This window comes from Cobetia sp. D5 (assembly GCF_035666195.1).
GTDB lineage: Bacteria > Pseudomonadota > Gammaproteobacteria > Pseudomonadales > Halomonadaceae > Cobetia > Cobetia amphilecti.
In genome coordinates, this window is record NZ_CP142020.1 from 2,117,037 (window position 1) to 2,130,084 (window position 13,048).

General features: G+C 64.0%; 14 protein-coding genes. 7 read left to right on the plus strand and 7 right to left on the minus strand.

What is annotated here, in order from left to right:
* The first annotated feature begins 12 nt into the window (after positions 1-12).
* From fliL to fliR, 7 genes are all read left to right on the plus strand, one after another.
* A complete protein-coding gene (fliL, locus tag U0O11_RS08805) occupies positions 13-501 on the plus strand; it encodes a flagellar basal body-associated protein FliL (protein WP_054556624.1) in 489 nt (162 codons plus the stop codon).
* 6 nt (positions 502-507) lie between these two features.
* The gene (fliM, locus tag U0O11_RS08810) at positions 508-1,524 is read left to right on the plus strand and encodes a flagellar motor switch protein FliM (protein WP_131432079.1); all 1,017 of its coding nucleotides are present in this window, start codon (positions 508-510) and stop codon (positions 1,522-1,524) included.
* Positions 1,517-1,987 carry a flagellar motor switch protein FliN gene (gene fliN / locus U0O11_RS08815; protein ID WP_107334750.1) on the plus strand — a complete coding sequence of 157 codons (471 nt, stop codon included), beginning with the start codon at positions 1,517-1,519 and terminating at the stop codon, positions 1,985-1,987. Before fliM ends, fliN begins: the two co-directional genes overlap by 8 nt.
* A 13-nt stretch (positions 1,988-2,000) precedes the next feature.
* Positions 2,001-2,618, plus strand: coding sequence for a flagellar biosynthetic protein FliO (gene fliO, locus U0O11_RS08820; protein ID WP_324689425.1), 618 nt, complete (start codon positions 2,001-2,003; stop codon positions 2,616-2,618).
* A 26-nt stretch (positions 2,619-2,644) separates the two neighbouring features.
* Positions 2,645-3,412 (plus strand): flagellar type III secretion system pore protein FliP, encoded by a 768-nt coding sequence (gene fliP, locus U0O11_RS08825; RefSeq protein ID WP_442872652.1) that lies wholly within the window; start codon positions 2,645-2,647, stop codon positions 3,410-3,412.
* Positions 3,413-3,546: 134 nt separating this feature from the next.
* Positions 3,547-3,816: a flagellar biosynthesis protein FliQ gene (gene fliQ, locus U0O11_RS08830; protein WP_054556620.1), complete on the plus strand. Its 270-nt coding sequence runs from the start codon at positions 3,547-3,549 to the stop codon at positions 3,814-3,816.
* 60 nt (positions 3,817-3,876) lie between these two features.
* A complete protein-coding gene (fliR, locus tag U0O11_RS08835) occupies positions 3,877-4,674 on the plus strand; it encodes a flagellar biosynthetic protein FliR (protein WP_324689429.1) in 798 nt (265 codons plus the stop codon).
* 165 nt (positions 4,675-4,839) lie between these two features.
* Here the strand turns inward: fliR and flgL are convergent, their stop codons facing one another.
* From flgL to U0O11_RS08870, 7 genes are all read right to left on the minus strand, one after another.
* A complete protein-coding gene (flgL, locus tag U0O11_RS08840; RefSeq protein WP_324689431.1) occupies positions 4,840-6,099 on the minus strand; it encodes a flagellar hook-associated protein FlgL in 1,260 nt (419 codons plus the stop codon).
* Between the two features lie 10 nt (positions 6,100-6,109).
* The gene (gene flgK, locus U0O11_RS08845) at positions 6,110-7,741 is read right to left on the minus strand and encodes a flagellar hook-associated protein FlgK (RefSeq protein ID WP_324689432.1); all 1,632 of its coding nucleotides are present in this window, start codon (positions 7,739-7,741) and stop codon (positions 6,110-6,112) included.
* 162 nt (positions 7,742-7,903) lie between these two features.
* Positions 7,904-9,370: a flagellar assembly peptidoglycan hydrolase FlgJ gene (gene flgJ / locus U0O11_RS08850; RefSeq protein WP_324689434.1), complete on the minus strand. Its 1,467-nt coding sequence runs from the start codon at positions 9,368-9,370 to the stop codon at positions 7,904-7,906.
* On the minus strand, positions 9,370-10,509 hold the full coding sequence (locus U0O11_RS08855) for a flagellar basal body P-ring protein FlgI (protein ID WP_442872620.1): 1,140 nt from the start codon (positions 10,507-10,509) through the stop codon (positions 9,370-9,372). The genes flgJ and U0O11_RS08855 overlap by 1 nt, the downstream gene beginning before the upstream one ends.
* Before the next feature lie 90 nt (positions 10,510-10,599).
* A complete protein-coding gene (locus U0O11_RS08860) occupies positions 10,600-11,310 on the minus strand; it encodes a flagellar basal body L-ring protein FlgH (RefSeq protein WP_442872621.1) in 711 nt (236 codons plus the stop codon).
* Positions 11,311-11,398: 88 nt separating this feature from the next.
* On the minus strand, positions 11,399-12,181 hold the full coding sequence (gene flgG, locus U0O11_RS08865) for a flagellar basal-body rod protein FlgG (protein WP_054556613.1): 783 nt from the start codon (positions 12,179-12,181) through the stop codon (positions 11,399-11,401).
* 26 nt (positions 12,182-12,207) lie between these two features.
* Positions 12,208-12,975 (minus strand): flagellar basal body rod protein FlgF, encoded by a 768-nt coding sequence (locus U0O11_RS08870; protein WP_324689436.1) that lies wholly within the window; start codon positions 12,973-12,975, stop codon positions 12,208-12,210.
* Positions 12,976-13,048: the final 73 nt, after the last annotated feature.

Here is a 13,048-nt window from a genome sequence, read left to right on the forward strand (position 1 = left end):
CACCGCACCACGATGTCAACGATTATCACCACCCCCGCCAGTCAGCGTCGCTCCTGGCTGCTGATCGGGGTCATCAGCCTGATGAGTGCCGTGATCGCGGCGCTAGTGGCCGTCTATTTCGCACTGCCGATGCTCAGTGATCAGAAGGCCGCACAGGACGCCGAGCCGGAAGTCGTGGTCGTGCCACCGCCGGTCTTCATGCCGCTGGCACCCTTCACGGTCAACCTGGAAAGCCCGCGCGGCAATCGCCTGCTCTATATCGGCATCACGCTCAAGATGGCCGATCAGGACGCGGTGGCGCGTGTGGAAGAACTCAAGCCCGAACTCAAGAGCCGTCTACTGCTGTTGCTGTCGGGCCAGAGCCCGGATGAGCTGATCACCCAGGCCGGCAAGCAGACACTGCAGAGCACCCTGACCGAGGCACTTTCGCGCCCCTACAGTGAAGGCGGCCAGCCACTGGCCATCTCCGGCGTGCTGTACAACGACTTCATCGTGCAATAACTGGCCATGGCTCAAGACGATCTGCTGTCACAGGACGAAATCGATGCTCTGCTCTCCGGCGTGAACGGTGACAGCGGTGCAACGGCTGACGCCTCGAGCACGCCCGGCGAAGCGCGCATTCGCCCCTTCGACCCGGCGAGCCAGCACCGCATCATCCGGGATCGCCTGCATGCCCTGGATATCATCAACTCGCGTTTCAGTCGCCAGTTCCGCATGGGACTGTTCAACCTGATCCGCCGCGGCGCCGATATCACCGCCGGGCCGGTGCAGTTCCTGAGCTACAACGAATTTTCTCGCAACGTGCCGGTGCCGACCAACATCAACCTGTTCACCATGAAGCCGCTGCGCGGCACCTCGATGCTGGTGTTTCCGCCCAGTCTCGTGTTCATGGTGGTCGACAGCCTGTTCGGCGGTGACGGCCGCTTCGTGACCAAGTCAGAGGGCCGCGAATTCACGCGCACCGAACAACGCGTCATCCAGCGCCTGATGCAGCTGGCCTTGAATGCCTACCGCGACGCCTGGTCGGCGGTCTACGCCGTGGAAACCGACTATCTACGCAGCGAGATGCAGGTCAAGTTTGCCAATATCACCAGCTCTCCCAACGAGATCGTGGTGTGCACCAGCTTCCATCTGGAGGTCGGCAATCACAGCAGCGACTTCCAGATCTGCCTGCCCTACTCGATGATCGAGCCGCACCGCGAGCTGCTCTCGAGCCCGCTGCAGGAAACCAGCGCCGAGGGTGACAGCCGTTGGGGCGAGCGCCTGCGCAAGGAAGTGCGCGCCACCGATGTCGAGCTGCACGCCGACTTTGCCAGCATCACCACCACGCTGGGCGCATTGGCCGAACTTTCCGTGGGCGATGTGCTGCCCATCGAGAAGCCCGAGCGCGTCAACGCCTACGTCAACAATGTGCCGGTTCTCGAAGCCGGTTTCGGTCGCGCCAATGGCCACCGCGCCCTGCGCGTGACCCGCATCATCAATCATCCGATCAACACTGCCAGCGAGGACAGCGGCGATGAGTGAGCCCAATTCGCCAGACGCGCCCGCGCCCAAGGCCACCCCGAATTCCCCGACATCCGGCACTGACGACCCCTGGGCCGATGCGATGACCGAGCAGATGGGAGACGAGTGGGCCAAGGCGCTGGAAGAACAGCAGAGCGAGGCTGCCCCCCAGGGCGGCGACATCTTCGAGCCCCTCGATGGCAGCGGTGGCGGCGCACGTCCGCGCGAGCTGGACATGATCATGGACATCCCGGTCAAGATGACCGTGGAGCTGGGGCGCACGCGCCTGACCATCAAGCAGCTGCTGGAGCTGTCGCAGGGCTCGGTGATCGAGCTGGATGGCCTGGCCGGTGAGCCGATGGACATCCTGATCAACGGCTATCTGATCGCCCAGGGCGAGGTGGTCGTGGTCGAGGACAAGTACGGTATCCGCATCACGGAAATCATCACCCCCAATGAGCGGGTACAGAAGCTCAACCGCTAAGGCTGTTCCTGTCATGACCCCCGATGCCCCTGACGGCGCGATCTTGCTGCCGGATGCCAGCCCCAACACCAATACCACCACCCAGGCGCCGTCACCGGCCTTTCTCGGTAGCGACGCAAACCTGACTGCCGACACAGGGCACGACTCACCATTGGGCGCGGCCAGCCTGGTCAATACCGGGCTGGCGCTTGCCTGCGTGATCGGCGTGATCCTGCTGCTGGCATGGCTGATGAAGACACTCAGGGGTGCCCAGACACTGAGCGGCAATCGCATTGCCCTGCGCCCGCTGGCGCGTCTGGCGCTGGGTCACAAGCAGAGCCTGGTGGTGGTAGCGGTGGGCAACCAGCAATTGCTGCTGGGCGTCGGGCCGGCGGGTATCACCTCCCTCGGTGAGCTGACGGCCGAGAATGGCGGCCTGGTGCCCGCAGACGATGGCAGCACTCCGAACGACGCATCGCTGACCTCGCCTGCCTCCGCAACCGGTGGGAGCGGCGCCGCGGCCGGCTTTGCCGAGTTGCTGCGCGACCGCCTCGCCAGACGCTCGTCGGCTGCCACGTCCACCACGACGCCCTCTGATGTGACGCAAACTACTACCTCAGACAAGACAGATGACGCGGAGCCTCGCTCATGATGGGGCTGATGAGGCTGTCGCCGGGCATGAGAGCAAGCGGGCTGAAGACTGGAGGCCAGCTGACAGGGCTTCTGATCGCATTGTCAGCATGCCTGCTGACCAGCCAATCGGCGCACGCCGATGTGCTCAGCGGCCTGACCAGCCAGCCACTGCCGGACGGCGGCGAGTCCTGGTCGCTGAATATCCAGACGCTGATCCTGCTCAGTGGCCTCGCCCTGCTGCCGGCAGCCTTGCTGATGATGAGTGCCTTTACCCGCATCATCATCGTGCTGGGCCTGCTGCGCACCGCGCTGGGCACCGCGTCTGCGCCGCCCAATCAGGTGCTGGTCGGCATCGCGCTGTTTCTGACCTTCTTCGTGATGTCGCCGGTGCTGGAGCGTATCTACGACGAGGCCTGGCAACCCTATGACAGCCAGGCCATCAGTCTGCAGGAAGCCATCGAACGCGGCGGCGATCCGCTGCGCGAATTCATGCTCGGTCAGGTGCGTGAGCCGGATATCGCCCTGTTCGCGCGCCTGGCCAGGGTCGAGGAAATCCAGACCCCGCAGGACGTGCCGTGGCGGGTGCTGCTGCCGGCCTTCGTCACCAGCGAGCTGAAGACCGCCTTCCAGATCGGCTTCAGTCTGTTCGTGCCCTTCCTGATCATCGATCTGGTGGTGGCCAGCGTACTGATGGCGCTGGGGATGATGATGGTGCCACCCGCCACCATCTCGCTGCCCTTCAAGTTGATGCTGTTCGTGATGGTCGATGGCTGGCAGCTGCTGCTGGGGTCGCTGGCCGAGAGCTTCTATTGAGAGAACTTCTACTGAGAGAGCTGCTACTGAGCCAGGCCCTGACATCACGCCGTCACCGGGCTTTCTAGTCGTGACGCGCAACCGTGCACTGCCAGCCTCGACACCTCCCATCTGCCCATCGAGAACGCGCCGCCATGACACCTGAAGTCATCACCAGCCTGGCCTCGCATGCCATGTACATCACCCTGTTGGTGGCAAGCCCGCTGCTGGCCAGCGCCCTGTTCATCGGCCTGATCGTCAGCCTGTTTCAGGCCGCGACCCAGATCAACGAGATGACCCTGTCCTTCATCCCCAAGATTCTCGGCGTGTTCGGCACCCTGGTACTGGCCGGCCCCTGGTTGCTGGAGACGCTGATGGACTTCACGCGCAGCGTCTTCACCGGCTTCCCGCACCTGATCGGATGAGCGACACCTGCATGAGCATCGACAACAGGCTCGACGCAAGCCCGGCGGGAGGACGCTCCATTGCCGCATGACCTGCTGTCCCCCGAGCATCTCCAGGCCCTGCTGCTGAGCGTGATGTGGCCCTTCGCGCGCCTGTCCGGTTTCATGATCAGCGCGCCGCTGTTCGGTCACCGCAGCCTGCCGACGCCGGTGCGCCTGTTGATGGCCTTTGGCCTGGCGCTGATCATCGCGCCGCTGGTCGAGAGCCCACCCCCGGTGGATGTGCTCGGCCCGGCCGCCGTCTGGCAGCTGGCATTGCAGATGGGCGTCGGCCTGGCACTGGGCCTGGTGATGCGCATCACCTTCGCCATCGTCGAGGCGGCGGGGGAATTCATCGGCTTGCAGATGGGGTTGGCCTTCGCCAGCTTCTTCTCGGCCGACACCGGCACCAATACCCAGGTGCTGTCGCGTCTGCTGGGCATGCTGGCCATGCTGCTGTTTCTGGCATTCAATGGCCATCTGCTGGTGCTGGAAATCCTGGTCACCCACTTCCACGAGATTCCCCTCGACCTGCGCCGCATGGGGCCGGTCGGGCTCGAGAATCTGCTGCTGTGGAGCGCCAGCCTGTTCAGCGCCGGCCTGCTGCTGGCCTTGCCGCTGGTTGCCTCGCTGCTGGCGATCAACCTCGCGATGGGCGTACTCAACCGCTCGGCGCCGCAGCTGTCAGTGTTCTCGATCGGCTTCCCGCTGACCCTGCTGCTGGGCATCGCGATGCTGTGGCTGATGATGCCGGGTATGACGGACTGGCTGTCGCTGCTGTTCCGTCAAGCGCTGGGCGCCTTCCAGGCCGTGCATGAAGGCCTGGGCACGATGCCATGACATGCAAGCAATGATCTGAAAAGCAAAGGTCTGAAAAGCAAAGGTCTGAAAAGCAAAGGTCTGAAAAGCAACCACCAGAACGCAAGAGCCGCACCGAATGCCATCGCGAGAGCGAGTATCCAGTGCGGCTTTTTCATCATTTCTCGAACGCGGTCACACCATCACTCAGCGCAGATAATCGAACAGCGACATGCCCGAGATATCCGAGAACGCCTGCTGGGAAGCCTGCAGCCCCACCTGGGTCAGCGAGTAGTCGGAGATCGCCTCGTTGTAATCCAGATCGATCAGGTCGGAGCGGGTCGAGGCATAGTTGAGCTCACGGTCATCCCCGATGATATCCAGTGAATCCAGCTCGTTGAGCTTGGTGCCGACATCGGCGCGCACCGTCAGCACATTGTCGAGACTGTTGCTGAACTGACGATTGGCGGTCGAGATGGCGTTGTTGAAGGCGGCCTGGTCGGCCTCGCTCTCGATCGGCGTGCTCAGCGCAGTGATCAGGCCATCCAGGTTGGCGAACAGATCGGCGCTGGCCTCACCCTCCTCGACCACCAGCTGGGTTGCCTTGCCGGAGGTCTGAGCTTCAGCGACCTGTTGCTCATCACCGGACAGCGTCATCGACAGGCCATTGAACGCAAGCGTCATGCCATCGCTGAACGCCATGGGCGATGGCAGCGGGTTGCCTTCGCCATCCAGGACCTGGAGATCATTGCCGTCAGCATCGGTGCCGCTGATCGTGACGCCAGCGGCATCGATGCTGACGCTGTAGGCCGCGCCATCGACCCGCGCCGCGGCGTCGACGACTTCCGGCCCCTTGAAGGTGATCGGCAGTGACGACTCGCTATCGCTGGTCTGGCGGGCCAGCTGCTGATTGCCGGATGCCACGCCGCCAAAGATCTGGCTGCCGGTATGGTTGACCTCCATCAGGCGCGAGCTGTCGACGCGTTGCTGGCGCTGCTCATCATCGCCGCGATAGCTGCCATCCTCGCCAAAGGGCGCCGTGTCACCGCTCATGCCGCCGAACAGATAGTTACCGTTGCCGTCGGTGCTGTTGGCCAGCCCCAGCAGCACTTCGCGGCTGCCTTCAAGCTCGGTAGCCAGCGCATCACGGTCACTGTCACTGAGGGTGCCGTTGCCCGCCTGCACGATCAGGCTCTGGACACGCGTGATAGTGTCGGTGACTTGATTGAGCGCGCTTTCCTCGATGGACAGGTTGTTGCGCGCCGTGGTGCGGCTGTCGCTGAACTGTTCGTTGACGGCCTGGGACTGCGAGATCGTCACCGCCTGGCTGGCCGCACTCGGGTCATCCGAGGGATTGACCACGCGCTTGCCGGTGGCCAGCTGCTCGGACACCTTGGAGAACGCCGCCTGCTGATCCAGCATCGAGGTGACGCCCTGGGCATAGAGGGTTTGGGTACTGATGCGCATCACGGCCTCGTTAGCGGATGTTCAGAATGGTATCCAGCACCGTCGACGCGGTCTGGATGACCTGGGCGTTAGCCTGGTAATACTGCTGATAACGGATCAGGTCCGCGGCTTCTTCATCCAGATTGACCCCCGAGATCGACTGGTCTGCCGCCGACAGCTGCTCGGTCAGGCCCTGCTGAGCCTCCAGGTTGACCTGCACCTGACGGGTCTGGTTGCCGACCTGGCTGACCAGTGACGCGTAGTGATCATTGAAGCTGCCGGCGCTGCCCAGGGCGTCGCTGCTCTGTAGTGACTGCAGGGCGAGAATGTTGCGGTTGTCGAGGCTGGCATCGCTTGAACCCGCGGCTATCTCGTCACCCTCGTCGATCGCGACCCCGAAGGTGTCGGCGATATTGCGCGTCGGCTGGATGGTGAAGCTGTCGCCGTCCGCCATGCCGGTGGCGGTGAACACCAGGCCATCCTGGCGCATCACGCCTTCGCTGTCCGGGGTCAGGGTCTGCACGGCGCCGCTGCTGAGGTTTTCCAGCTGGTATTTATCACCGTCAAGACTCAGGCGGTAGTCATCGCCGGTCAGCGCGACGCTGTAAAAGTCGTCACCTTCCTGCTGGGTGGCGGGAGCGAATGCCACCTCAAGGTCCGCTCCGGCGGCGTTGCCGCTGGCCGGCAGTACTTCCGGATCGCCGAGAGTGAAGAAGTCGCCCCCCGCGTTGCCATTGGCGTCGACACCGTCAGCGTGCTGGGCATTGAAGGTCAACGCCAGCCCCGCGGCCAACTGGCCGAGCTGGTTCTGGGTCGGCTCGAGGCTGTCGGCGCGGAAGCTCAACAGCCCGCCCAGGGTGCCGTCTTCGAGCTGTCCCTCATCGATGGCGCTGGTCACGCCCGGCGCCACGCTGTAGGTGACCACCGAACGACTCATGTCCTGCGGGTCTGGCTCCACGGCCAGTTCGTAATTGCTGCTGCCGTTGACCAGCAGCTGGCCATTGCCGAGGCTGACGCTCAGCCGACCATCCTGTTCCTGCACCTCGACGCCGACCAGCGACTGCAGGTCGGTCACCGCCTGATCGCGCTGGTCCAGCAGGCCCAGTGGCTCTTCGCCGGTACGCGCACGCGTCAGTGAAATCTGCTCGTTGAGCGAGGCGATCTGGCTGGTGGCAGTGTTGATGTCGCCGACCACATCGCCGAGCTGTGAATTGACCGCAGCGTCCATGTCATCCAGATAGGCGGAGAAGGCATTGAACTGCCCGGCCAGGCTCTCGGCGCTGCCCAGCAGGCTCTCGCGCGCCGCCGGATCACTCGGCTGACTGGCCACGCCTTCGATGGTGCCGAAGAACTCCTGCATCAATGGCGCCAGGCCCGCCTCGTCATCGGCGAGCAGATTGTCGATCTGACTGATGTTGGCTTCGTGGGTCTCAAGCGCCGTGCTGGCGCTCATGGCGCTGTCCAGCTGCGCCGAGAGATAGCTGTCAGTCTGACGGCTGATCGACGCCACGCTGACACCACCACCACTGTTGCCATTCAGTTCGACCGTTTCACGGCTATAGCCTGGCGTGTAGACGTTGGCGATGTTGTTGCTGTTGGTGGCAAGCGCCGTCTGGGCGGCTTGCAGACCACTGACACCGATACTCAACATGCTGCTGGCCATGGCGTTTACCTGAAAGGAACAATGGGAAAAGGGAGAAGGTGAATGACGCCACACCGGCGTACGGATGCTGTGAATATCGGCGCGTCAGACGCCAACTTGAGGCCGTAGGCAGCAATAGTTGCCAGCAATTCATCAACACTGAATCGTCATCAGCGGCGCTCTCTAACGGATCAGCGGCTCTGAACGGCCCATCGCCAACTGGATGGCCCCTGATGCAGTGCCTTCACTGCCAGTACCGATCTCTTTATCCGCCGCAGGCGCCATATCCGTCGCAGACGCCACAGACGCCACACCCGTCGCAGACACCGCATCCGTCGCAGCCGCCATCTGGACCAGCGGCTGAGCATCGCGCGCATCGAGGGCAAACAGCGGCGCAGAAGCCTCAAGCAGCCCGCGCGGGGAGCTTGAGTTGGCGGTTGCGACAGACGATGACGCAGGCACGGCATCGCGTGACGCCAGGCGGGTCTCCGCTGTCTCGCGAGTGCCGCTAGCCTCCAGCGGGCCGACCCGACTCATGATCGAGATCAGCTTGTCGGCATAGTGCGGGTCAGTGGCGTAGCCCGCCTCCTGCAAGGCACGCGCCGCACTCTCGGCGTCCGGCGACCGGGTCACGTGGGCATAACGCTGGGCGCCGGTCAGCAGTGCGGCATGATCGCGCAGCGCACTGGCCTGATCGGGATAGACGCGGAAGCTGTCCTCGAGACGCATGCGGCGCCCATCGCGGTATTCTGTGGTCAGCACCGTGGTGCTGTCGCCCTGCCAGCTGCTGCCGGCCTTGATGCCGAACAGGTTATGGCTGTCGGTGCCGGTCTCGGTGTGAATGCGTCGCTCACCCCAGCCCGTTTCCAGCGCGGCCTGCGCCAGAATCAATTCTGCGGGCAGCCCGCTTTCACGACTGGCCGCCTGTGCGGCGGGACCAAATTCCGCCACGAAGCGCTGCACATTCTCGGGCTGGCGGCGTTGTTGCTCGCTGAGCGCTGCCACGTTGGTCACTGCCACCGGGCTGACGGTGTCGGACACGTCATCCTTGCCTGTCGTCGCCATCGGCAGCTCGGCATAGACGCCTCGCGCCGTGTCACCGGGCGCCAGCGTATCGAGCATCGCCATGAAGCCGGTGACCTCGTCTGCGGCGCGTGTCTCCACCGCCGCCTGCCAGTCACCTTCGCGAGCCGCGCCCCCCTCCGGGGTCAGGCCCACCGCCGACAACCAGCCGTCGGCCCCCTGTTCATCGCCTGACTTTCCATCGGCTGCTGCGCTGGGGGAGATTGCGGTACTGCTATCCGTGTTCGTGCCCATCGCCGTGCTGGAGGACAACTGCTGAATCAGGATCTTCGACAGGCCGATACCGTCACCGACACTGGCCAGTTGCTGGGAGAGCTGCTGGTCCAGCATCGAGGTCATCATCTCTTGCTGCTGGGAGCCGGTCAGCGCTGAGTTCTCGGTCGCCGAGCGCATCTGCTTGAGCATCATGTTGAGCATCAAGGCCTCGAATTGGCGCGCACTCTCCTCCAGCGCCTCCTGCTGGCGCTCGCCGCCACTGCTGGCCGCCCCCTTGAGGCTCGCCAGACCCTGGGTGTCGAAGGCCAGACGACCGGCATCCACGTTGGCACCGCTACCAAGCACACTCATCAGATCACCTCGAGATCAGCACGCAGCGCACCGGCTGCCTTGAGCGCTTCCAGAATCGAGACCAGGTCCTGCGGCGTGGCGCCCAACGCATTCAGGCCATCGACGACCTCCTGCAGACTGGCAGTTCCCTCGACCATGCGCAGCGCACCGCCCTGCTGATTCACGCTGATATCGGGGTCGTTGACCACTGCCGTCTGCCCCTGGGACAGCGGCGCAGGCTGACTGATCACCGGATTGGCGTCGATCACCACCGACAGGTTGCCGTGGGTGACCGCGGCGCGCGCCAGGCGCACTTCGGAGTTCATCACCACCGAGCCGGTCCGCGCATTGACCACCACACGCGCACGCGGCACGCCCAGGGCGACCTCGATGTTCTCGAGCCTGGCGATGAACCCGACACGCTGACTGAGATCACGCGGCGCCTGCACCACGATATCGCGACTGCTGAGCGGCGAGGCCAGCGAGCCCCCGAAGTTGCGATTGATGGCACTGGCGACGTTCTGGGCATGATTGAAATCGCCCTCGAACAGATCGAGATGGATCACGCCATTCTCATCCCCGAGACGCGTCGGCACACCGCGTTCCACCGTCGCGCCACTGGGAATGCGCCCGGCGGTCAGCTGGTTGACCTGCACGCTGGAACCGCCGGCCGAGGCACCGGCGCCACCGATGATCAGATTGCCCTGCGCCAGCGCGTAGACCTGGCCATCCACGCCCTTGAGCGGCGTCATCAACAAGGTGCCACCGCGCAGACTCTTGGCATTGCCCAGCGACGACACCACGACATCGATCGGCTGACCGGAGCTTGCGAAGGCCGGCAAGCTGGCAGTGACCATGACCGCCGCCACGTTCTTGAGCTGCATGTTGGTGCCCGACGGCACCGTCACGCCCAGCTGGGAGAGCATGTTGGTCAGGCTCTGACCGGTGAACGGCGCCTGGGTGGTCTGGTCCCCACTGCCATCCAGCCCCACCACCAGGCCGTAGCCGACCAGCGGGTTGTCGCGCACGCCGCGCACCTGGGCGAGGTCCTTGATGCGATCGGCCTGCGCCGACTGCAGCGTCAAGGTCAGGCAGCTCACCAGCATCAGGCAGGCGGCCAGCGCAGCGCGCCAGCGGGGATAAGGGAGCATCTCAAGCATCGGATAGCGACTCATGATGGGACAGCGTGGTGAGAAATCGGGACGGGGCAATTCTCTACAGAACATGGCACGGCAATCGCCACGCAAGGCTCAGAACGGCGCCAGATTGAGGAAGAAGCGCTGCATCCAGCCCATGTTCTGTGCCTCGTTGATATAGCCATCACCGACATATTCGATGCGTGCACTGGCCACCTGGGTGGACTGCACCGTATTGGCCGAGGAAATCGTGCGCGGATTGACCACTCCGGAGAAGCGAATCGACTCGGTCCCCTGATTGATCGCGATACGCTTCTCGCCGCGCACCTCCAGATTGCCGTTCGGTTGCACCTGACTGACCGTCACGGTGATGGTGCCGGTGAAACTGTTGTTGGCATTCGAGCCACCGCTGCCGGTGAAATCATTCTCGCCCTCGATATCGGCATCGGTGCCATCCAGCAGCCCCGTCATGAAATCGGGGATGGCGGTCAGCGAGAAACCAAGGCTGCCGTCACGGCTGGCATTGCTGGCCGAGCTCTTGCTGGCGCTGACATTCTCGTCGAGCAGGATGGTGATGATGTCGCCGATGGCACGCGGGCGGCGATCCTCGAACAGCGGCTGGTTGCCATACAGCGGTTGGAAGATGGCGCCATTGGCCATCGGTTCCGGGCGCGGCTGCATCGTCGATTCCATTGGCGTGGTATCGACCAGCGGCTCGCTGGGGATATGGGCACACCCGGCGGCTACCAGCGTCATGGTCAGCATCGCCAATCTGGCCAGCGCGCGGCGCATGCGACGCCAGCCAGGCAACGCCAATCCGGTCATCGCCAAGCCATTCTGGCGTGGGCAAACAGCTGACAGGGATGGCAGTGCCACCACTGGGAGATCACGCGAAAGCGACATGCGGCAACCCTTACATCTGGACCAGACGCTCCAGCATCTGATCGGTGGTGGTCACGGCCTTGGAATTGATCTCATAGGCACGCTGGTTCTGGATCATGCCCACCATCTCTTCCACCACGTTGACGTTGGAGGTCTCGACGAAGCCCTGATAGAGAGTGCCCGCACCATTGAAGCCCGGCACGTTGTCACTGCGCGGCCCGGAGGCATCGGTCTCGGAATACAGATTCTCGCCACGACTGAACAGGCCCGTCGGGTTGATGAAGGTGGACAGCTGCAGCTGACCGACCTCGGTGCTGTTGGTGGAACCGGGCTGGGTGACGCTGACCACGCCATCGGAGGCGATATCGACACTCAGGGCATTGGCCGGAATGACGATCGCCGGGTCCAGCGGGTAGCCACTGGCGGTGACCATCTGGCCGGTGCTGTCGAGCTGGAAGGAGCCATCGCGGGTATAGGCATTGGTGCCATCCGGCAGCATCACCGCGAAGAAGCCCTGACCATTGATCGCGACATCCTTGGAGTTCTCGGTCTGCTCCAGATTGCCCTGGATGTGCAGACGCTCGGTGGCCACGGTGCGCACCCCGGTGCCCACCTGCAGCCCCGAAGGCAGCTCGGTGGTGGCAGAGGAGGCAGCGCCGGGCTGGCGCATGTTCTGGTAGAGCAGATCTTCAAACACCGCACGCGACTGCTTGAAACCATTGGTCGAGACGTTGGCCAGGTTGTTGGCCGTGACGTCCATCTGCATCTGCTGAGCTTCAAGGCCGCTCTTGGCTGTCCATAGGGCACGAATCATCAGGGGGCTCCGCCGTGATTACGGGGTCAGTCGGTACCAAGCAGGCTGTTGCCACGCTCGGCCATGCGCTCTGCCGTATCGATGCTCTTCATCTGCATCTCGAAACTGCGCGCGTTGTTGATCATGGCGACCATCGCGTCGGTCGCCGAGACGTTGCTGCTCTCCAGGGCGCCGGAGACGACCCGCACCAGCGGGTCGGCAGCCAGCGGTGGCGCGGCCTCTCCCGCCGCAGTCGGCGGCTGACGGAAATAGCCGTCCTCGCCGCGCACAAGCGCCGGACTGCCGGGAATGGCCTCGGGATTGACCAGCTTGAGCTGGGCCTGCAGCACCATGGTGTCAGGTGCATCCGCCGCCGAGCGCGCACTCACGCTGCCATCGGCGGAGATATGCACGATGGCGTTGAGCGGCAGCTCGATCGGCCCGCCATCGCCCAGCACCGGCAAGCCGCCGGAGGTCAGGACACCATCGGCATCGATCTGCAGCGCGCCGTTGCGGGTGTAGAGCTCCTCGCCATTCGCGCCCTGCACGGCCAGCATGCCGGGGCCGTCCAGCGCCACATCCAGCGCGCGATCCGTGGTCTGGATCGTGCCCTGGGCCATCGAGGCCCCCGCGGTGGTCAGCTGACTGGAGACGCGTGTCGCCAGCCCTTCGCCCTGCACATCCACCGCCCGCGACAGCGTCAGCATCTCGCGAAAGCCGGTGGTCGAGAGGTTGGCCAGGTTATGACTGGCGACATCCTGAGCCGCCAGGCTGCGCTGGGCGCCGCTCATGGCGGTGTAGAGCATTCTGTCCATCAGCCGACTCCGATCTGGTCAGATAACGCGCGCAGCGCTGGCGCTGTCAGGCGACATGGCATCAGTCAGCCCG